The organism is Halomonas sp. 1513 (assembly GCA_001971685.1).
Lineage (GTDB): Bacteria > Pseudomonadota > Gammaproteobacteria > Pseudomonadales > Halomonadaceae > Franzmannia.
Genome location: CP019326.1, coordinates 813,940 through 833,804 on the forward strand (window position 1 = coordinate 813,940; position 19,865 = coordinate 833,804).

General features: G+C 66.9%; 20 protein-coding genes. 15 read left to right on the forward strand and 5 right to left on the reverse strand.

From position 1 onward, the window contains the following. Positions 1-49: 49 nt before the first annotated feature. From BWR19_03765 to BWR19_03795, 7 genes are read left to right on the forward strand one after another with little or no spacing between them, the layout of a single operon-like run. The gene (locus BWR19_03765; GenBank protein ID APX92124.1) at positions 50-1,039 is read left to right on the forward strand and encodes a peptidylprolyl isomerase; all 990 of its coding nucleotides are present in this window, start codon (positions 50-52) and stop codon (positions 1,037-1,039) included. 2 nt (positions 1,040-1,041) lie between these two features. Further along, entirely contained in the window at positions 1,042-2,085 is a 1,044-nt protein-coding gene (locus tag BWR19_03770) for a 4-hydroxythreonine-4-phosphate dehydrogenase PdxA (protein ID APX92125.1), read from the forward strand. Between the two features lie 33 nt (positions 2,086-2,118). Then, positions 2,119-2,925 (forward strand): 16S rRNA (adenine(1518)-N(6)/adenine(1519)-N(6))-dimethyltransferase, encoded by an 807-nt coding sequence (locus tag BWR19_03775; GenBank protein APX92126.1) that lies wholly within the window; start codon positions 2,119-2,121, stop codon positions 2,923-2,925. Continuing rightward, a complete protein-coding gene (locus tag BWR19_03780) occupies positions 2,922-3,311 on the forward strand; it encodes a Co2+/Mg2+ efflux protein ApaG (GenBank protein APX92127.1) in 390 nt (129 codons plus the stop codon). The genes BWR19_03775 and BWR19_03780 overlap by 4 nt, the downstream gene beginning before the upstream one ends. Before the next feature lie 50 nt (positions 3,312-3,361). Then, entirely contained in the window at positions 3,362-4,171 is an 810-nt protein-coding gene (locus tag BWR19_03785; protein APX92128.1) for a bis(5'-nucleosyl)-tetraphosphatase (symmetrical), read from the forward strand. 31 nt (positions 4,172-4,202) lie between these two features. Further along, entirely contained in the window at positions 4,203-4,532 is a 330-nt protein-coding gene (locus tag BWR19_03790) for a thiosulfate sulfurtransferase (protein ID APX92129.1), read from the forward strand. Between the two features lie 2 nt (positions 4,533-4,534). Beyond that, complete coding sequence (locus BWR19_03795; GenBank protein ID APX92130.1) at positions 4,535-5,677, forward strand: polynucleotide adenylyltransferase; 1,143 nt, start codon at positions 4,535-4,537, stop codon at positions 5,675-5,677. A 37-nt stretch (positions 5,678-5,714) separates the two neighbouring features. Here the strand turns inward: BWR19_03795 and BWR19_03800 are convergent, their stop codons facing one another. Beyond that, positions 5,715-6,245 carry a 2-amino-4-hydroxy-6-hydroxymethyldihydropteridine diphosphokinase gene (locus BWR19_03800; GenBank protein ID APX92131.1) on the reverse strand — a complete coding sequence of 177 codons (531 nt, stop codon included), beginning with the start codon at positions 6,243-6,245 and terminating at the stop codon, positions 5,715-5,717. Beyond that, the gene (locus BWR19_03805) at positions 6,242-6,604 is read right to left on the reverse strand and encodes a dihydroneopterin aldolase (GenBank protein APX92132.1); all 363 of its coding nucleotides are present in this window, start codon (positions 6,602-6,604) and stop codon (positions 6,242-6,244) included. Before BWR19_03805 ends, BWR19_03800 begins: the two co-directional genes overlap by 4 nt. A gap of 168 nt (positions 6,605-6,772) precedes the next feature. Here BWR19_03805 and BWR19_03810 point away from each other — a divergent pair, with 168 nt between their 5' ends. Beyond that, complete coding sequence (locus BWR19_03810) at positions 6,773-7,366, forward strand: acyl-phosphate glycerol 3-phosphate acyltransferase (protein ID APX94888.1); 594 nt, start codon at positions 6,773-6,775, stop codon at positions 7,364-7,366. 93 nt (positions 7,367-7,459) lie between these two features. Here BWR19_03810 and BWR19_03815 read toward each other — a convergent pair whose 3' ends face one another. Beyond that, a complete protein-coding gene (locus tag BWR19_03815) occupies positions 7,460-8,506 on the reverse strand; it encodes a tRNA (adenosine(37)-N6)-threonylcarbamoyltransferase complex transferase subunit TsaD (GenBank protein ID APX92133.1) in 1,047 nt (348 codons plus the stop codon). Positions 8,507-8,795: 289 nt separating this feature from the next. Here BWR19_03815 and BWR19_03820 point away from each other — a divergent pair, with 289 nt between their 5' ends. The 3 genes from BWR19_03820 (at position 8,796) to BWR19_03830 (ending at position 13,025) form a co-directional block, all read left to right on the forward strand. Beyond that, positions 8,796-9,011, forward strand: a complete 216-nt coding sequence (locus BWR19_03820) for a 30S ribosomal protein S21 (GenBank protein APX92134.1) — start codon at positions 8,796-8,798, stop codon at positions 9,009-9,011. 140 nt (positions 9,012-9,151) lie between these two features. After that, positions 9,152-10,957, forward strand: coding sequence for a DNA primase (locus tag BWR19_03825; protein ID APX92135.1), 1,806 nt, complete (start codon positions 9,152-9,154; stop codon positions 10,955-10,957). A 232-nt stretch (positions 10,958-11,189) separates the two neighbouring features. Continuing rightward, positions 11,190-13,025: an RNA polymerase sigma factor RpoD gene (locus BWR19_03830; protein APX92136.1), complete on the forward strand. Its 1,836-nt coding sequence runs from the start codon at positions 11,190-11,192 to the stop codon at positions 13,023-13,025. Positions 13,026-13,098: 73 nt separating this feature from the next. Here BWR19_03830 and BWR19_03835 read toward each other — a convergent pair whose 3' ends face one another. Continuing rightward, a complete protein-coding gene (locus BWR19_03835) occupies positions 13,099-14,028 on the reverse strand; it encodes a LysR family transcriptional regulator (protein APX92137.1) in 930 nt (309 codons plus the stop codon). A 168-nt stretch (positions 14,029-14,196) separates the two neighbouring features. Here BWR19_03835 and BWR19_03840 point away from each other — a divergent pair, with 168 nt between their 5' ends. Continuing rightward, positions 14,197-15,576 carry an L-serine ammonia-lyase gene (locus BWR19_03840; protein APX92138.1) on the forward strand — a complete coding sequence of 460 codons (1,380 nt, stop codon included), beginning with the start codon at positions 14,197-14,199 and terminating at the stop codon, positions 15,574-15,576. Positions 15,577-15,829: 253 nt separating this feature from the next. Further along, entirely contained in the window at positions 15,830-16,573 is a 744-nt protein-coding gene (locus BWR19_03845; GenBank protein ID APX94889.1) for a Crp/Fnr family transcriptional regulator, read from the forward strand. Here BWR19_03845 and BWR19_03850 read toward each other — a convergent pair. After that, positions 16,570-17,499: a LysR family transcriptional regulator gene (locus tag BWR19_03850; protein APX92139.1), complete on the reverse strand. Its 930-nt coding sequence runs from the start codon at positions 17,497-17,499 to the stop codon at positions 16,570-16,572. The genes BWR19_03845 and BWR19_03850 overlap by 4 nt on opposite strands. A 162-nt stretch (positions 17,500-17,661) precedes the next feature. Between BWR19_03850 and BWR19_03855 the strand changes: the two genes are divergently transcribed. Both BWR19_03855 and BWR19_03860 read left to right on the forward strand, forming a co-directional pair. Continuing rightward, positions 17,662-18,771, forward strand: a complete 1,110-nt coding sequence (locus BWR19_03855) for an S-(hydroxymethyl)glutathione dehydrogenase/class III alcohol dehydrogenase (protein ID APX92140.1) — start codon at positions 17,662-17,664, stop codon at positions 18,769-18,771. A 135-nt stretch (positions 18,772-18,906) separates the two neighbouring features. Then, positions 18,907-19,764: an S-formylglutathione hydrolase gene (locus BWR19_03860; protein ID APX92141.1), complete on the forward strand. Its 858-nt coding sequence runs from the start codon at positions 18,907-18,909 to the stop codon at positions 19,762-19,764. Positions 19,765-19,865 lie beyond the last annotated feature (101 nt).

Genomic DNA, 19,865 nt, shown 5'->3' on the forward strand with positions numbered 1-19,865 from the left:
GGGCCAGACGCCGATCAGAGAGTCAATGATGAGAGTAGATGAGGTAGCTATGCGCAGTCGACACCCCTCCCTACGGTTCGCGGTGGCGAGCAGGCTGTTGCTGGCCATCGCCCTGCTGTTGCTGGCGCCGGCCGCCTGGGCGCAGTCGATTCAACCGCTCGATCGTATCGTGGCGGTGGTCAACCAGGGCGCGATCATGGCCAGCGAGCTCGATCAGCGGGTAGAGCAGGCGCGCAGCCAGCTCACCGGGCGCGGCATCGATTCGCCTCCCGATCAGACGCTGCGACGCCAGGTGCTGGAGCAGATGATCAATGAGGAAATCCAGATGCAGCTGGCGCGCAGCGCCAACCTCAGCGTCGACGACACCGAGCTCAATCGCGCGGTACGTTCGATCGCCGAGAGCAATAACATGACCCTCGATCAGTTTGCCGACGCCGTGGAAGCGGACGGCTTGACGCTGGCGTCGGTACGCGAGGAGGTGCGGCGCGAGCTGATCATGCGTGAAGTGCAGCAGCGCCAGGTGGGTAGCCGGGTCAACGTCAGCGAGCGCGAGGTGGATCGCTACCTCGACCAGCAGGGGGCGTCTCAGGGCGTGCGCTATCGCCTGGCGCATATCCTGGTGGCACTGCCGCAGTCGCCGACCAGCGATCAGGTCAACGAGGCGCAGCAGACCATCCAACGGCTGCGCGGTGAGCTGGAAGACGGCGCCGACTTCGCTCAGTTGGCTGCCGCCGAGTCCGACGGCGGCCAGGCCCTCGACGGTGGCGAAATCGGCTGGCGCGAGGCCGGTGAGGTACCCAGCGTGTTCGCCGAGGCGGTGCCGCAGCTCGAGGTGGGGGAGTTCAGCCAGCCGCTGCGCAGCCCCAGTGGCTTCCATATCGTCAAGCTGCTCGATCGTGAGCAGAGCGGCCAGTCGGCCAGCGGCCAGGATCAGCGCGACCAGGCTCGCCAGGCGCTGTTCCAGCGCAAGGCAAATGACGAGCTGGATATCTGGCTGCAGGAGATTCGCGCCGACGCCTTCGTCGAGGTACGGCTGTAACCATGCCTCCGCTGGTGATCACCGCCGGCGAGCCCGCCGGCATCGGCCCCGACCTGATCCTTGGGCTGGCCGCCGAGGGTGCCCGAGTGGGGCGGTCGTGGCTGGCGATCGGCGATCCCGAGCTGTTTCGCCAGCGTGCCGCGCAGCTCGACCTGGCGGTCGAAGTGGTGGCCCTGGCCGACGGCGAGACGCCACATATGGCGTCCGGGCGGCTTTCGGTGTGGCCGGTTGCCTTGAGGACGGCCTGCCAGCCGGGGGTGTTGGCGACGGGCAATGCCGGCTATGTACTCGAGTGCCTCGATGTGGCGATTGCTGCCTGCCGCGAAGGGCGCGCGTCCGCGATGGTCACCGCGCCGCTGCACAAGGGCGTGATCATCGAGGCGGGCTGGACGCAGTTCACGGGCCATACCGAGTACCTGCGTGACGCCTGCGGTGTCGACGAGGTGGTGATGATGCTGGCCACCGACGACGCGCTGCACGCCCGGCAGCCTGGCTGGCAGGGCAGCCCGGGGCTGCACGTGGCGCTGGCCACCACCCACCTGCCGCTGCGCGAGGTGGCCGATGCCATTACCCCGGCGTCACTGGGCCGGGTGCTGCGGATTCTCGACCACGACCTGCGCTGCGATTTCGGCATCGCCCGACCGCGCATTGCGGTGTGCGGGCTCAATCCCCACGCCGGTGAAGATGGCCACCTGGGGCGCGAGGAGCTCGAGGTGATCACCCCGACCCTGCAGGCGCTGCGTGGCGAGGGGCTGACCCTGGACGGTCCGCTACCCGCCGACACCCTGTTCACTCCGCGCCATCTGGCCGGCGTCGATGCGGTGCTGGCGATGTATCATGACCAGGGCCTGGCGGTGCTCAAATACGCCGGCTTCGGTCGCGGCGCCAATATCACCCTGGGCCTGCCGATCGTGCGCACCTCGGTGGACCACGGCACCGCCCTCGATCTCGCTGCCAGCGGAGGCGCCGATGCCGGCAGCCTTGCGGTGGCACTCAATCTGGCTGCCGAGATGGCCGCCGCGCGGGCCGCTAGCGCCTGTCCATGATTTTCGCCTGACCCATAGAGGACGCCAACCCGCATGTCATCTCGCCCTCCCGTACACCGGGCCCGCAAGCGCTTCGGCCAGAACTTTCTGCGCGACCCCGGCATCATCTCGCGCATCGTGCGTGCCATCGCCCCCCGCGACGGCGAGCGCCTGGTCGAGATCGGCCCCGGTCAGGGCGCGCTCACCGAGCCACTGCTTGACGCCGCCGGTGGGCGCCTCGAGGTCATCGAGCTCGACCGCGACCTGATCCCCGGGCTGCGGGTGCAGTTCTTCAACTACCCGGATTTCACGATCCACGAGGGCGATGCGCTGAAATTCGACTTCGCCGCGCTCAAGGGTGACGGCCAGCCGCTGCGGGTGGTGGGCAACCTGCCCTATAACATCTCCACGCCGCTGATCGTGCATCTGCTCGAGCAGCGCGAGGCGATTGCCGACATGCACTTCATGCTGCAGAAGGAGGTGGTCGAGCGGCTGGCGGCAACGCCCGGCGGTCCCGACTGGGGACGACTCTCGGTCATGGCCCAGTATCGCTGCCGGGTCGATTCGCTGTTCGTGGTGCCGCCGGAGGCCTTCGTGCCGCGGCCCAAGGTCGATTCGGCCATCGTGCGCCTGACCCCGCATGCCGAACTGCCGCACCCGGCCGTCGATGAGCGCGTGCTGTTCGAGGTGGTGCGCGAGGCCTTCGGTCAGCGCCGCAAGACGCTGCGCAACAACCTCAAGGGGCGCATCACTGCCGAGACCCTGACGAGTCTGGAGATCGACCCGGCGCGGCGGCCGCAGACCCTGCGCATCGAAGAGTTCGTGCGTATCGCCAACCATCTGGCGGAGGTGGTCTCATGAGCCGTCAGCCGCTACCCGACGGCGTTCACGTCGACGTCGAGCCGCACTTTCGCGAGGATGAATCTTCTCCCGACGAGCGGCGCTTCGTGTTCAGCTACACGATTACCGTGCACAACCACTCGGCGACCAGCGTGCAGCTGCTGGCACGCTACTGGAAGATCACCCAGGGCAGCGGCAAGGTGCAGGAGGTGCGTGGCAAGGGCGTGGTCGGCAAGCAGCCGCTGATCGGCCCGGGCCAGACCTTCCGCTATACCAGCCGAGCGATTCTCGATGGCCCGGTGGGAGTCATGGAGGGCGCCTATACCTGCGTCGACACCCATGCCCAGCGGGCCTTCGACGTCACCATTGCGCCCTTCCGTCTGGCCGGGCCCAATCAGGTACACTGAGTCCCGGCTGTCACCGCCGCCGACACCCATAGCAGAGCAAGGAGAGCACCATGGCGCGCTACGCCGTTGGCGACCTGCAGGGCTGCCACCGTGAATTCGTCGCACTGCTCGAGCGACTGGCGTTCGACCCGCAGCGCGATCAGCTGTGGCTGGCCGGCGACCTGGTCAACCGCGGTCCGGGCTCCCTCGACTGCCTGCGCGAAGTGCAGGCGCTGGGTGAGGCGGCGCGGGTGATACTCGGCAACCATGACCTGCATCTGCTGGCGGTGGCGCGGGGCGGCGCGACGCTCAAGCGCAGCGATACCCTGGGCGCCATCCTCGTCGCCACCGACCGTGACACCCTGCTCGACTGGCTGATGCAGCAGCCGCTGGCGGTGGCCGAGGGTGAGCGGCTGATGGTGCACGCCGGCATTCTGCCGCAGTGGTCGCTGCCCCAGGCGCTGGGGCTGGCCGACGAGGTTCGTGAGCGGCTGGGCAGTGAGCGCGGCGGGGCCTTCCTCGAGCAGATGTACGGCAACCAGCCGGCCTGCTGGCGTGACGACCTAGACGGCATCGAGCGGCTGCGGGTGATCGTCAACGCCTTTACCCGCATGCGCTTCATCGACGCCGAGGGCTGCCTCGACTTTGCCGCCAAGGAGGGCCTCGACTCGGCGCCGCCGGGCTTTGCTCCCTGGTTCAGCTACCCGCGCGCCGACGACCCGCAGATCATCTTCGGCCACTGGGCGGCCCTCGAGGGGCATACGCCGGGCGCTCGGGTGCGCGCCGATGCCCTGGATACCGGCTGCGTCTGGGGCGGCAGCCTGACGGCGCTCGACCTCGACAGCGGCGAACGTATCAGCGTACCCAGCCAGCAGCGCTGAGACTGCAGCAGCCATGCCACAGGAGACACCCATGAGCGACACCCCCTTCGAGCACCTCGACCCCATCACGCTAGCCGACTGGCTCGACGCCGAGGCCTCGCTGACGCTGGTCGACATTCGCGACCCGATGAGCTTTGCCCAGGGGCACATCCCGGGCAGTCGCCACCTCGACAACGCCAGCGCCGGTGCGCTGCTCGATCAGACGCCCCACGACCGGCCGCTGGTGGTGGTCTGCTACCACGGCCACTCCAGCCAGCAGGCCGCTGCCTGGCTGGCCGGGCAGGGCTATCGGCAGGTGTATAGCCTCGACGGCGGCTTCAGCGACTGGGCGCAGCGCCACCCGACCCGGGTGGCGCACTGACAATGGGCGCCGCCGGCGACCGCTACACCGCTGGGCTCGAGGTCTATCGGGTCGGCGGTGCGGTGCGCGACGCGCGCCTCGGCTGGCCGGTGTATGACAACGACTGGGTGGTGGTGGGCGCCACCCCGGAGGAGATGCAGCGGCGCGGCTTCAAGCCGGTGGGCCGCGACTTCCCGGTGTTCCTGCATCCCCGGAGCCACGAGGAGTACGCCCTGGCGCGCACCGAGCGCAAGGCCGGGCACGGCTATACCGGCTTCGTGGTGCACGCCAGCCCCGAGGTGACCCTCGACGAGGATCTGGCGCGCCGCGACCTGACCATTAACGCCATGGCCGAGGATGCCGACGGTGGCCTGGTCGACCCCTTTCACGGCAGCGACGACCTCGAGGCGCGGGTGCTGCGCCATGTGTCGCCGGCCTTCGCCGAGGATCCGCTGCGGGTGCTACGCACGGCGCGCTTTCTCGCTCGCTATCAGGGGCTGGGGTTTATCATCGCCGAAGAGACGCTGACGCTGATGCGCGAGCTGGCGGCCAGCGGCGAGATGAGCCATCTGGTCGCCGAGCGCGTCTGGGCAGAGACCGAAAAGGCCCTCGGCGAGCCTCACCCTGCGGCCTACTTCACGATTCTCGATGCCTGTGGTGCCCTGGCACAGCTGATGCCAGAGCTCGACGGCGACTCGGATGAGCTCGCCGCTGCCCTGGCGCGTCTTGTGCGGGTCCCGGAAGAGCCCCTCGACGATCTTGCCGGGGCGCTGCCGCGCTGGCGCTGGGCGCGGCTGGTCGAGCACCTCGCCGGCGACCAGCGTGACGCCTTGGCCAAGCGCCTGCGGCTGCCCAATGCCTACGTCGACCTGGCGCGGCAGGTGGCGCTGAGCCGCGGGCTATGGCGCCAGGAAAATCCCGATGCAGCGGCGATCCTGGGTTGGTTGGATGCGATTGACGCCTGGCGCCGCAGCGCGCGGGTGGTACCGCTGATCTCGCTGGTCAGCCTCGAGCGCCCGGCGCTGGCCGAAGACCTGGCGCTGGCCTGGCGGCTGGCCCAGCAGGTGGTGCCGCGGCTGCTGCTCGAGGAGGGCTATCGCGGCAAGGCGCTGGGCGAGGAGGTGCGGCGGCGGCGCTGGCAGGTGATCGCCGACGCCCTGGTGTGAACGGTCGCCGCGCAGATGTTTACAGCTTATCTGTCGGCTAGCGGGCGCTGGAGAGGGTCCTGCCCTGCCACACGAAATCCACCGGCCACAGCGGCTGCTGGCGGGCCTGTTCGCTCTCGGCGAAGTGCGCCCAGAGGGTTGCGTAGCGCTGGCCGTTGAGCGGGTGGCGGTGGTCGGGCAGCAGCTCGGCCAGCGGTCGCAGCACGAAGGCGTGCTTGTCGACCTCGTCGCGGGGCAGCGCCACGCCGTCCACCAGGCCACAGGCATCGCCCACCGTGAGCAGGTCGATGTCGAGGGTGCGCGGGCTGTACTTGGGGCTGTCCTGGCGCCGGCCGTTAGCGTATTCGAGGGTCTTGCACCAGCGCTGTAGCTCGCCCACGCCGAGCTGGGTCTCGAAGGCCGCCACCAGGTTGTAGAAGTTGCGCCCGTCCTCGAAGCCCACCGGCTCGCTCTCGAAGACCCGTGAGATCTGCAGGGCGTCAAAGCGCTCGGCGAGAGCGTCGAGGCATACCCGTACGTGGTGGTCGCGCTGGATATTGCTGCCGATGCTGACCGTTACCAGTGTCATGACGACCACTCCCGCTCGATGCTCACACCTACCGCGGCCGCCTCGGCCACGGCGCCGGGCTTGCGCACCGTGAGCGTCAGCCCGGCGATGGCGAACTCGTCATGCAGCAGGCTGGCGAGGCGCTCGGCGAAGGTTTCGACCAGGGCAAACGCCTGCTCATCGGCGAACCGCGCGATGCGCTGGCTGATGGCGGCATAGTCCAGCGTCAGGGCGATGTCGTCGTTGGCGGCGGCGGCGCGGATGTCGGTGGCCAGCTCGAGGTCGAGCACCAGCCGCTGGCGGATCTCACGCTCCCAGTCGTAGACGCCGATCACGGTCTCCACCGCCAGTGCCTCGATGATCACTCGATCGCTGCGCATCCCTGTCTCCCATCCTGCTGTCTGACGAACGAGCGGCGATTGTACTGTAGCCATGTCGCCAACGATAGGAAGGCACGGCTACCGCTCGCTCGGCAAGGCTGGCAGAATCGAGGCATCCTTTGCTATGGCGCGCTGGCCATGTCGTCTGTCGAACTGCTGCTGGTTACCCTGATGCTGATGGCGCTGGCCTATGCCTGCGGCGGCTGGTTGGGGGCGATCAGCGTATGTCGCTGGGCGAGAGTGCGCGACCCGCGACTGGCCGGCTCGCGTAACCCGGGGTTCTCCAACGTGCTACGCCTGTACGGCGCGCGCCTGGCGCTGGCCACGCTGGCGCTGGATGCCGCCAAGGGCATGCCGGCGCTGTGGCTGGCCAAGGGGGCGGGGCTGCCGGCCTGGGCGCAAGGGGTGGTCGGCCTGGGGGTGCTGCTCGGCCACAGCTATCCGCTGTGGTACCGCTTTCGCGGCGGCAAGGCGGTGGCCAGCGCCTTCGGCGTGCTGCTGGTGCTGACACCCTGGGTGGCCCTGCTGTGTGCGCTGCTGTGGGCGCTGCTGGCATGGCGGGTGCGCACCGCGGCGGTGGCCTCGTTGGCCACCGCCTGCCTGGCGCCGCTGGCCAGCTGGTGGCTGGCGCCGGACTATGTATGGGTGGTCAGCGCCTTCGCGCTGCTGGTGGTCATTCGCCACGTGTGGAACATTCGTCGACTGGGCAGCGGGGGCGAGCTGCGCTTCCGGCGGCGCGGCGTCAAGCCGCCGGAGGAGTGAGCTCCGCCAGCGGCCAGCGCGGCACGGCGAGCATGGTGGCGCTGTCGCGCTCCCCGGCCAATAGGCGCTGGGTTCTGAACATAAATAGCGCGATCATTGCGGGCTTGGCGTACTGGCAGGCGGGGTTAGATCCGCCAGTGGCCAGCGCGGCACGGCGAGCATGGTGGCGCTGTCGCGTTCGCCGGCCAATAGACGCTGGGTTCCCGCATAGGCAATCATGGCGCCGTTGTCGGTGCAGAAGCGTCCGCGCGGGTAGTAGGCCCGGGCGCCGCGCTTGGCGCACTCGCGGTCGAGGCGCTCGCGTAGGCGGCGGTTGGCGCTGACGCCGCCGGCCACCACCAGGCGCGTCTGGCCGCTGGCGTCCAGCGCGCGGCGGCACTTGATCACCAGGGTATCCACCACCGCCTCCTCGAAGGCGCGGGCCACGTCGGCGCGGGCCTGATCATCGAGTTCGCCGGCGGCATCGAGCTGGCGGATCGCGGTCAGGGTATGGGTCTTGAGCCCCGAGAAGCTGAAGTCGAGTCCCGGGCGGTCGGTCATCGGCCGCGGAAAGCGCAGACGCTGGGGATCGCCGCTCTCTGCCAGGCGGGCGATCTGCGGCCCGCCGGGGTAGTCGAGGCCGAGCATCTTGGCCGCCTTGTCGAAGGCTTCGCCGGCGGCGTCGTCCACCGACTCGCCGAGCAGGCGATAGCGGCCCAGGGCGAGCACCTCGACCAGCTGGGTGTGGCCCCCCGAGACCAGTAGCGCGACGAAGGGGAAGTCAGGCGCGTCGTCTTCGAGCATGGGCGCCAGCAGATGGCCTTCCATATGGTGGACGCCGAGCACCGGGATATCCAGGGCGCGCGCCATGCCGTGAGCGGTGGCGGCGCCGACCATCAGCGCGCCGACCAGGCCGGGGCCGGCGGTATAGGCGATGCCGTCGAGGTCGTGGCGACTCAGGTTGGCCGTGCCCAGCACCTCGTCGATCAGCGGCAGCAGGCGCCGGGTATGGTCGCGGGAAGCCAGCTCGGGCACCACACCGCCGAAGTCGGCATGCATTGCCACCTGGCTGTAGAGGGCATCGGCCAGCAGGCCGCGCTGGCTGTCGAACAGGGCGACGCCGGTCTCGTCGCAGGAGGTCTCGATCCCCAGTACGCGCATCGTGGCGGGCTTCCGTGGTCGCTGTGGGGCGCTCATTCTACGTCCTTTGCGGCGTCGAGGGCAGGGGCCGCGCCGGGAAATTTGCAAACCCGGGAGACGACGACTAGACTACTGTGCGCTGTAAGACTGGGTCGTGCGCCCGGGATGCACTTTTTCTTTCGCTTCTCCCTTTTGCTGCCCTTGCCTGTTCTCATGGTGAAGTCAGCCAGTGACGAAACGCGTGAGGGACGGGGTTCCCCAGGGCGTGCGTTCAAACCGAACTCATGATTCCAAGGTAGGTGAGTGCTTAATGCCTTCTGTCAAAGTACGTGATAACGAGCCGTTCGACGTCGCTCTGCGTCGCTTCAAGCGTTCCTGTGAAAAAGCCGGTGTTCTCTCCGAAGTGCGTCGTCGCGAGCACTATGAGAAGCCGACTGCCGAGCGCAAGCGCAAGGCCGCAGCCGCCGTCAAGCGTCACGCCAAGAAGCTGCAGCGTGAGCGCAAGCGTTTCGAACGGTTGTATTGATCCGTACTGGGAGCGGTCGCCGTCGCGTTGACTGACCGTTCCAAGAGGGACGCCAAGCGGCCGCCGATTCGGTGGCCGCTTGTTTTTCACGCGCTGCTATTGCTCACGCTGGCGAGTGCGTTTCAGGATCGCTGAGGTTCATGGCCGGACAAATTCCGCAACGCTTCATCGATGATCTACTGGCCCGCGTCGACGTGGTCGAGGTGGTGGGTGAGCGCGTACAGCTCAAGAAGAGCGGCCGCAACCACTCGGGCCTGTGTCCGTTTCATCAGGAAAAGTCGCCGTCCTTCACCGTGAGCCAGGACAAGCAGTTTTATCACTGCTTCGGCTGTGGCGCCCACGGCAACGCGCTGCGTTTCCTGATGGAGTATGACAATCTGCGCTTCCCCGACGCGGTCGAGCAGCTAGCGGCGCGCCAGGGGATGGAAGTGCCGCGGGAGGGCGCCGACGACCCGCGTGCCCAGGCCCGCGAGAAGAAGCGCAAGCAGGGCGTCAACCTGCTGGAGCTGGCGGCACGCTTCTTCCGCGAGCGCATGAAGATGGCCGAAGGGCAGGCGGCGCGCGGTTATCTCGACAAGCGTGGCCTGTCGCCCCAGGTGGTCGAGGAGTACGGCATCGGCTTTGCCCCCAACGACTGGGAGGCGCTCAAGCGCCATCTGGGTGAGCAGGGGATCAGCGAGGCGGTGCAGATCGAGTACGGCCTGCTGGTGCATCGCGAGGAGAGCGGGCGTACCTATGATCGCTTCCGCGATCGGGTGATGTTTCCGATTCGCGACGTCAAGGGCAATACCATCGCCTTCGGTGGGCGGGTGCTGGGGGATGCCAAGCCCAAGTACCTCAACTCCCCGGAAACCCCGGTGTTTCACAAGGGGCGCGAGCTCTACGGGCTGTATGAGGCGCGACAGGCCCATCGCCAACTGGAGCGGGTGCTGATCGTCGAGGGCTACATGGACGTGGTGGCGCTGGCCCAGTTCGGCATCCGTAACGCGGTGGCGACTCTGGGCACCTCGACCAGCGAGGACCATCTGACGCGGCTGTTTCGCATGGTCGACGAGGTGGTGTTCTGCTTCGACGGCGATCGCGCTGGTCGTCAGGCCGCTACCCGGGCGCTGGAAACGGTGCTGCCGCTGATGATCGACGGCCGCCAGGCGCGTTTCCTGTTCCTGCCCGAGGGCGAGGATCCGGATACCCTGGTGCGCAATGAGGGCAGCGAGGCCTTTCATGATCGCGTGACCTGTGCCAGCCCGCTGTCGGAGTTCCTGTTCGATCAGGCGGCGGCGGGTCGTGATCTGGCGCGCGTCGAGGAGCGCGAGCGTTTCGCCAGCCAGGTGCTCAAGGCACTGGCGCGGCTGCCGGAAGGGGTGCTCAAGTCGCTGATGCTCAGCGAGCTGGCCAAGCGTACCGGCGTCGATCAGGCGCGCTTCGAGTCGCTGTTGAGCGCGCCGGATCCCGTGGCAGCGCCCGCGCCGCTGGCCGAGGCGTCTGCCGAGGTGCCGCGCAGCGAGCGCCCCGCCGCATCGCGGGGCGCCCTGAGCCTGGCGGCGCGGGCGCTGCAGCTGCTGGTGCATGAGCCCGGGCTGGTGGAGAGATTGCCGGCGCAGGATGACTGGTGCCCCGAGGCTGATCCGGATGGAGCGCTGTGTCGCGAGGTGATCGCACTGATTCGCGCCGGCGGCTATCGCAGCGCCCAGGTGCTGTTGGCGCACTTCCACGGCAGCCAGGAGGGCGAGCGGCTGGCGGCCCTGGCGCGCCGGGAGCTGCTGATACCCCGCGCCAATCGCGGCGCCGAGCTGGATGGCTTGGTGGCCTACTTTCAGCGCAATCGGCAGCAGCCGACTCGCCAGCAGGAAATCGACAGCCTGCTGGGTAGAAAGCGTCAGGGAGAGACGTTGACGGCCGAGGAGCGGCGACGCCTCATGACCTTGTTGGCTGAGGCAGAGAAATGAGCGGCTAGGGCCTTTATTGGGCATCAGGGTTGAATTGTTACCCGGCAGCACCATCTAAGGGGGCAAGGCGACCGCTGTCGAGAGCCTAACCGAACAAACTAACACACCTGAACGTCGGCGCAAACGCATCACTGGCGGACCCCTATGGCTAGCAGCTATACTGGTCGGCTTTACGATTTTCTTCGCCTACCCGTTTGGGTGCTTCATTCTTCTTCGTCGAGATAGGGTTTCTATGGCTGGAAATGCGCAGCAGCAGTCACGTCTGAAGGAGTTGATCGCGCGCGGCAAGGAGCAGGGCTTCCTGACTTATGCCGAGGTCAACGACCACCTTCCCGAGGATATCGCCGACCCGGATCAAGTGGAAGACATCATCGGCATGATCAACGACATGGGTATCAGCGTCGTTGAAGAAGCGCCCGATGAAGACACCTTGATGATGTCCGATCACTCCACCGACGAGCAGGCCGCCGAAGAGGCGGTGGCGGCACTCGCCGCGGTGGAGAGTGACGTGGGCCGCACCACCGACCCGGTGCGCATGTACATGCGCGAGATGGGGACCGTCGAGCTGCTGACCCGCGAGGGCGAGATCGAGATCGCCAAGCGCATCGAAGAAGGCACCCGCGAGGTGATGTCGGCGCTGGCCTACCTGCCCGGTGCGGTGGAGTCGATTCTCGAGATCTACGACGGCACCCAGGACGAAGAGGCCCCGGGGCGCTTGTCCGACCTGTTCTCCGGCTTCATCGATCCCGACGAGGGTATCCCCGGCGTGGCCGAGGCCGAGGTGCCGGAGCCGGAGCCCGAGTCCGAGCTCGACGAAGATGACGACGAGGAGGATGACGAAAGCAGCAACGAAGGCGGTCCCGACCCCGAAGAGGCGCGTGCGCGCTTCGAGCAGATCCGCGAGCAAAATGCGCTGGTCCAGGATGCCATCGCCAAGCACGGCCGCACCTCCAAGCAGGCGCTGGAAGAGCAGGCGCGTCTGGCCGAGCTGTTCTCGCCGATCAAGCTGGTGCCCAAGCATTTCGAACGCCTGGTGGGCCAGGTGCGCATCAGCGTCGAGCAGGTGCGCGAGCAGGAAAAGGTCATCATGCAGGTGTTCGTCAAGCGCGGTAAGGTGCCGCGCAAGACCTTCATCAAGTCGTTCCCCGGCAACGAGTCGCGCAGCGACTGGATGGACGACTTCCTGGCCGCCAACGCCAAGTACAGCGATCGCCTGGCGCCGTTCCGCAGCGATATCGCCCGCGCTCAGCGCAAGATCTCCTTCGAGGAGGAGATGGTGCAGCTGCCGGTGACCGAGCTCAAGGAGGTCAATCGTCGGCTGTCGATCGGCGAGGCCAAGGCGCGCCGGGCCAAGAAAGAGATGGTCGAGGCCAACCTGCGCCTGGTGATCTCGATTGCCAAGAAGTACACCAACCGCGGCCTGCAGTTCCTGGACCTGATCCAGGAGGGCAACATCGGCCTGATGAAGGCCGTCGACAAGTTCGAATATCGCCGCGGCTACAAGTTCTCGACCTACGCCACCTGGTGGATTCGTCAGGCGATTACCCGCTCCATTGCCGACCAGGCGCGCACCATCCGTATCCCGGTGCACATGATCGAGACCATCAACAAGCTCAACCGCGTGTCGCGGCAGATGCTGCAGGAGATGGGCCGCGAGCCGACCCCGGAAGAGCTCGGCGAGCGCCTCGAGATGCCCGAGGACAAGGTGCGCAAGGTGCTCAAGATCGCCAAGGAGCCGATCTCCATGGAGACGCCCATCGGCGACGATGACGACTCGCACCTGGGCGACTTCATCGAGGACGGCACCATGCTGCTGCCGATCGACTCGGCCACCGGCGAGGGGTTGATCGAAGCCACCCGCAACGTGCTCGGCGGCCTTACCGCCCGCGAGGCCAAGGTGCTGCGCATGCGTTTCGGCATCGACATGAACACCGACCACACCCTCGAGGAGGTCGGCAAGCAGTTCGACGTGACCCGTGAGCGGATCCGTCAGATCGAGGCCAAGGCGCTGCGCAAGCTGCGCCACCCGTCGCGTTCCGAGCCGCTGCGTTCGTTCCTCGACGAGTAGTTTCCCGGGTCGCCCCGTTCAAGACGCCCGCCTCCGCAAAGAGGCGGGCATCTTGCGTTGTGCCGCGGGTCGATTACGCCTGCGCTGGCGCGCCGCGCCGGGCTTCTTCCACCAGCCAGTCGTGAACGGCCAATACGCGGCGGTCGTCCAGTGCGCCCTGGGCGTAGACGATGCCGTAGCGCTTGCCGGTGGCCACGCGCTGGGGGAAGGGGGCGATCAGGGCGCCGCTCTTGAGTTCGCTGGTGATCAGCGTCTGGCGGGCGATCGCCACGCCCATGCCGGCGATGGCGGCCTCCATGGTCAGCTGGTTACGGTTGAAGGTGTAGCCGCGGCGTACGTTGACGTGGGGCGCTTCGATGGCGTGCAGATAGTGTTCCCACTCGGCGTAGTCGTGGCTGCCGCGCCAGGCGGTGACGTCGTGCAGCAGCGGGTACCAGGCCAGGTCCTCGGGCGCCGACAGCGAGGGCTTGCCGCGCAGCAGGGCAGGGGCGCAGACCGGGAAGATCACCTCGTCCATCAGCGGGGTGATGGCGAGCCCCGGGTAGTGGCCATCGTTGAGGTCCAGGGCCAGGTCGTAGTCGCCGTCGCGCAGTGAGATGTTGCTGTCCTCGGCGACCACCTGCAGCTCGATGTCGGGGAAGCGTGCCTGCAGCCGAGGCAGGCGCGGCATCAGCCACTTGGCCAGGAACGACGGCACGCTGCGCAGCCGCAGGATGCCGCTCATGACACCGCTGCGCAGGCGCCTGACCTCGAGGCCCACGGATTGATAGGCATCGTCGACCACCGTCGCCAGGCGACGCCCCTCATCGGTCAGCTCGAGTCGCCGCGGTCGGCGTCGGAACAGCTTGAAGCCGAGGCGCTCCTCGAGCTGCTTGATCTGTTGGCTGACCGCGCCGGTGGTGACGTGCAGCTCCTCGGCGGCGCGGGTGAAGGAGAGGTGGCGGGCGCTGACCGCGAAGACCTTCAGCCAGGCGTGGGTCTGGGCGTTGAGTGAACGGCTCATGGTTTAGTTTAAGTATATCCAGGACAAAATATTCTCGATTGTCGCCTATCGCATCCTGATTGAACATGGCTTCCATGCGTAGGCTATCCTTGATAGGCAAGATGCGTTGCTACCGAGGTTTAGTCAAACTGATCCAATGGCCTATGAGGCCAAGCTGGGAGCCGAGCGATGTCCATCAGCGTGTTTGACCTGTTCAAGATCGGCGTCGGGCCGTCGAGTTCGCATACCGTGGGGCCGATGCGCGCCGCCTGCGACTTCTTGGCCGAGCTCCGCGAACGGGAGCTGCTCGAGCGAGTGGCGCGTATCGAGGTGCATCTCTACGGCTCGCTGTCGGCCACCGGCGTGGGCCACGGCACCGACCGTGCGGTGATCATGGGGCTGATGGGCGAGCAGCCGGATCGCATCGACCCGGCCATCATCAGCCCCTGCATCGAGGAGCTGCTCGAGTCCCACAGCCTGCTGCTCGACAACCGCCTGGCCGTGCCTTTCCTGTGGAGCCGCGACCTGCAGTGGCACGACGAGTGCCTGCCGCATCACCCCAATGCCATGCGCCTGGTCGCCCATGGCCATAGCGAGCCGCTGCATCAAAACACCTACTACTCGGTGGGCGGCGGCTTCGTGATTGACGAGCGTCAGGCCCAGGCCGGCGAACTGGATAGCGACACCACCGCGCTGCCCTATGACTTCAACTCCGCGGCCGAGCTGATGGCCCTGTGTCGCCTGCATGACCTGCGCATCAGCGAGCTGATGCTCGAGAACGAGAAGGCCTGGCGCAGCGAGGCGGAGATTCGCGACGGCCTGTGGCGGATCTGGCAGGCCATGCGCGCCTGCGTGGATACCGGCCTGGCCGCCGAGGGCGTGCTGCCGGGTGGGCTCAACGTCAAGCGCCGGGCAGCGGCCCTGCATCGCCGCCTGCTGGCGGTGGGCGAGAGCCCCAGCCTGATTGCCACGACCTTCTCGGCAATGGACTGGGTCAACGTCTTTGCCCTGGCGGTCAACGAGGAGAACGCCGCCGGCGGGCGCATGGTTACCGCGCCCACCAACGGCGCGGCGGGCATCATCCCTGCCGTGCTGCACTACTACATGAAGTTCCAGCCCGACGCCTGCGAGCGTGACGTGGTCGACTTCCTGCTCGCCGCCGGGGCGGTGGGGATCCTGTGCAAGAAGAACGCCTCGATCTCGGGGGCCGAGGTGGGCTGCCAGGGCGAGGTGGGCTCGGCCTGCGCCATGGCCGCCGCCGGCTTGGCCGAGCTGATGGGCGGCAGCGTCGGCCAGGTGGAGAACGCCGCCGAGATCGGCCTGGAGCACAACCTGGGGCTGACCTGCGACCCGGTGGGTGGCCTGGTGCAGGTGCCGTGCATCGAGCGCAACGCCATCGCCTCGGTCAAGGCGATCAACGCCGCCCAGATGGCGATGCGCGGCGACGGCGAGCACTTCATCTCGCTGGACAAGGTGATCCGCACCATGCGCGACACCGGCGCCGACATGCAGGAGAAGTACAAGGAAACCTCCCGCGGTGGCCTGGCCGTCAACGCCATCGAGTGCTGATCAAAGGCGCTGGATGGCCTGCCTCCCGGGCAGGCCATCCCCGCTGTCATGCCTCTCGACCTGCCCCTGCCATAGCCCACGCTGATGTTCTGTAAGTCCGCCTAGTCTTTGATTCGTAAGGCCATTTTGCGCTGTCCTGTGGCGGCGGGTGGGATAGCGGTCGGCTGCATGTGAGCGTTAGGGTATAGTGGCAAAAATGCTGCTGCCAGCGCCGACAGCAGTGCTCGATATCGTCATCAGGGGAGAGGCGGTCGTGGACTACACAGACAGTTGCATCATTCGGCACTTCAATCACTACTGTTCGCTATCGGAAGCCGACAAGCGCTTGCTCAACGATCTGGAGCAGAGCCCAACCGAGGTCAAGGCCGGCGCCCAGCTCTGGGAAGAGGGCGATCGTGCCACCGAGTTCTGCACTCTACGCACCGGCTGGGCCTACTCCTACCGGCATCTCGAGAATGGCAACCGCCAGATCCTCGAGGTCTATCTGCCCGGGGATATCATCGGCCTGCGCGAGTTCGCATTTTGCCAGCGCCTGGCCGGCGTGCAGATGATCGAAGACGGGGTGGTGTGCCACTTCCCCCATGCCCGCATGCTCGAACTGTTCCGCCAGTCCACCACCCTGACCTCGGTGCTATTCGCGATCTCCAGCCGCCAGCAGGCGCTATTGACGGAGCGTCTCGTCAATCTGGCGCGGCGCAGCGCGCGCCAGAAGATGGCGCACTTTCTGCTCGAGATGTACGTGCGGCTGCGCCAGACCGAACCCGACGGTGGCGCGGCTTTCCGCCTGCCGCTCTCCCAGGAGCAGTTGGCCGATATCCTCGGCCTGAGCCCGGTCCACGTCAGTCGCACCTTTACCGCGTTGGGCGAGGACGACCTGGTCCACCGCGATCGCCACCAGCTGCTGATTCCCGATATGCAGGCGCTGGCGCTCGAGGGTGAATTCGACGAGTGCTACTTGACCGATAGCCTGCGACCGCTGCTCGATGAGGTAGGCTAGCTGCGCGCCGGGGGCTGGAAGCCCACCCCCGGGTGGTCGTGGCAGTGCTGGATGCGCTCACCGATATTGGCGACCAGGTGGTCGACCAGCAGCCTGACCTTGGGCGAGAGATGGCGGTGGCGCGGGTAGACCGCCCACACCGCGGTATCGGTATGCTGGAAGGCGTCGAGCACCGAGACCAGCTCGCCGGACTGCAGGTAGGGCTCCACGTAGTAGTCGGGCAGCTGCGCCAGCCCCAGCCCCTTGAGCGCGGCATCGAGCAGCGCCGGCCCCGAGTTGGCCTGCCAGCGCCCCTGGACCCTCACCTCGCGGCGTGAGCCGCGCACATCGAACAGCCAGAAATCCCGCGATCCCAGCAGGCAGCGATGGCTGGCCAGCTCGGCCAGCGAGTGGGGGCGGGCGTGCTGCTCGAAATAGCCGCGTGACGCCACGATGTATTCGCGGCGTTCGCACAGGCGTCGTGCGATCAGCGTCGAATCCTTGAGCACGCCCATGCGGATGGCGATATCGTAGCCTTCGTCGATCAGCTCCACCTGGCGATTGGTGAAGTGCATGTAGACCTCGAGCTGCGGGTGCAGGCACTGAAAGTCGTTGACCAGCGGGGCCACGAAGCGCTCGCCGAAGGTGGTCGCCGAGGTCAGCTTGAGGATGCCCTTGGGGCGCCGCTGCAGGTCGTCGATGGCCGCCTCGGCCTCGCGGAAGCCGTCGAACAGATGGTGGCAGTGCTCGTAGTAGAGCGCGCCGGCATCGGTGAGGCGGATCTGTCGGGTGGTGCGGTAGAGCAGCTGGGTGCCGAGATGGTTCTCCAACTGCCCGACCAGACGGCTGACGTGGGAGTTGGATACCTTGAGGTGGCGCGCGGCGGCCGAGAAGGTGCCCAGCCGAACGACTTCGATAAACGCCTCGATGCGATCCCAGCGTTGCATGATGGTGGTTTCCTCGTTGGATTATTGCTTGATGACAATAATCTTATGAGCCTAGCCCAGTTTATCCAGTGGCGATGCCTGACCTAGACTGACAAGACACTGGTGTGGCGCTCGGCAGTCGTCGACGCCCGCCCCGACGCACGGGTCTACAGGAGTCTACCAATGAAGTCACGCGCCGCAGTCGCACTTGAAGCCGGCAAGCCGCTGGAGGTCACCGAGGTCGACGTCGAAGGGCCCAAGGCCGGCGAAGTGCTGGTGCGCATCAAGGCCACCAGCGTCTGCCACACCGACGCCTACACCCTGTCCGGCGCCGACCCCGAGGGCAACTTCCCGGCGGTGCTCGGCCACGAGGGTGCCGGCGTCGTCGAGGAGGTCGGCGAAGGCGTCACCTCGCTGGCCGTCGGCGACCACGTCATTCCGCTCTATACCGCCGAGTGCGGCAAGTGCAAGTTCTGCCTCTCGGGCAAGACCAACCTGTGCGGCAGCGTGCGCGCCACCCAGGGCAAGGGGCTGATGCCCGACGGCACCAGCCGCTTCTCGCTGGACGGCAAGATGCTGCACCACTACATGGGCTGCTCGACCTTCTCGGAGTACACCGTGCTGCCCGAGGTGTCGCTGGCCAAGGTCTCCAAGCAGGCGCCGCTGGACAAGATCTGCCTGCTCGGCTGCGGCGTGACCACCGGCATCGGCGCGGTGCTCAACACCGCCAAGGTCGAGCCGGGCGCCACCGTCGCGGTGTTCGGCCTGGGCGCCATCGGCCTGGCGGTGATCCAGGGCGCGCAGATGGCCAAGGCCAGCCGCATCATCGCCATCGACGTCAATCCCGACAAGTTCACGCTGGCCGAGCAGTTCGGCGCCACCGAGTTCGTCAATCCCAAGGACTACTCGGACCCGATTCAGCAGGTGATCGTCGATCTGACCGACGGCGGCGTCGACTACTCCTTCGAGTGCATCGGCAACGTCAACGTGATGCGCTCGGCGCTGGAGTGCTGCCACAAGGGCTGGGGCGAATCGATCATCATCGGCGTGGCGGGGGCCGGCGAGGAGATCGCCACGCGGCCGTTCCAGCTGGTTACCGGGCGGGTCTGGAAGGGCTCGGCGTTCGGCGGGGTCAAGGGTCGCACGGAGCTGCCGGGCTACGTGGATCGCTACATGAACGGCGAGCTGAAGATCGACGAGTTCGTCACCCACGACATGCCGTTCGAGCAGATCAACGAGGCCTTCGAGCTGCTGCATGCCGGCAAGAGCATACGCACCGTGTTGCACTTTTGATCGTGCCCGCCGCCGCGTGACGCGCGAAGCGCGCGATATGCGCCACGGCTGTTGCTGAATCAGAGTGCGGGGAATCGCACCACGCCCCGGCTACCCATGGTGGCCGGGGCTTATCGGCTTAGAGGAGAACGAGCCATGACCATGAGTGAACAGTTGGAGCTGGTGTCGGCCAACAAGTCCTTCGGCGGTTGGCTGAAGCGCTACAAGCACCACTCCCGGGCGCTGGATTGCGAGATGATCTTTGCCATCTATCTGCCGCCCCAGGCCGAAAACGAACGGGTACCGCTGCTCTGGTGGCTGTCGGGACTGACCTGTAACGACGAGAACTTCATGCACAAGGCCGGTGCCCAGCGTCTGGCCGCCGAGCTGGGCATCGCCATCGTCTGCCCCGATACCAGCCCGCGCGGCACCGACCTGCCGGGCGAACATGACAGCTACGACTTCGGCAGTGGCGCGGGTTTCTATGTCAACGCCACCCAGGAGCCGTGGTCGAAGCACTATCGCATGTACGACTACGTCTCCGAGGAGCTGCCCTCGGTGGTGCGCCAGCATTTTCCGGTCAACGGCCGCGAGTCGATCAGCGGCCACTCCATGGGCGGTCACGGGGCGCTGGTACTGTCGCTACGCCGCCCGGGCCACTATGCCTCGGTATCGGCCTTCGCGCCGGTCGTCAATCCCAGCACCTGCCCGTGGGGCAAGAAGGCCTTCGGTAACTACCTGGGCGACGATCCGGGCAGCTGGACCCAGTATGACGCCTGCGAGCTGGTGGCCAAGGGCGCCTCGCGCCAGCCGCTGTTCATCGACCAGGGCGAGGCCGACAACTTTCTCGAGGAGCAGTTGCGGCCCGAGCGGCTGGAAGCAGTGTGCGCCGAGCACGACCACCCACTCACGCTGCGCCGCCAGCCCGGCTACGACCACAGCTACTTCTTCATCGCTACCTTTATCGAGGATCACTTGCGCTACCACGCCGAGCACCTGTTCAAGAAACGTTGAACGCTCAGCGATTATCCCTTCGCGACGCCGCTGCCCCGCAGCGGCGTCCTTGGTTGGTGCACGGCAGCCGGGGCGACCTCTGCATATCTCTCCGCGACACG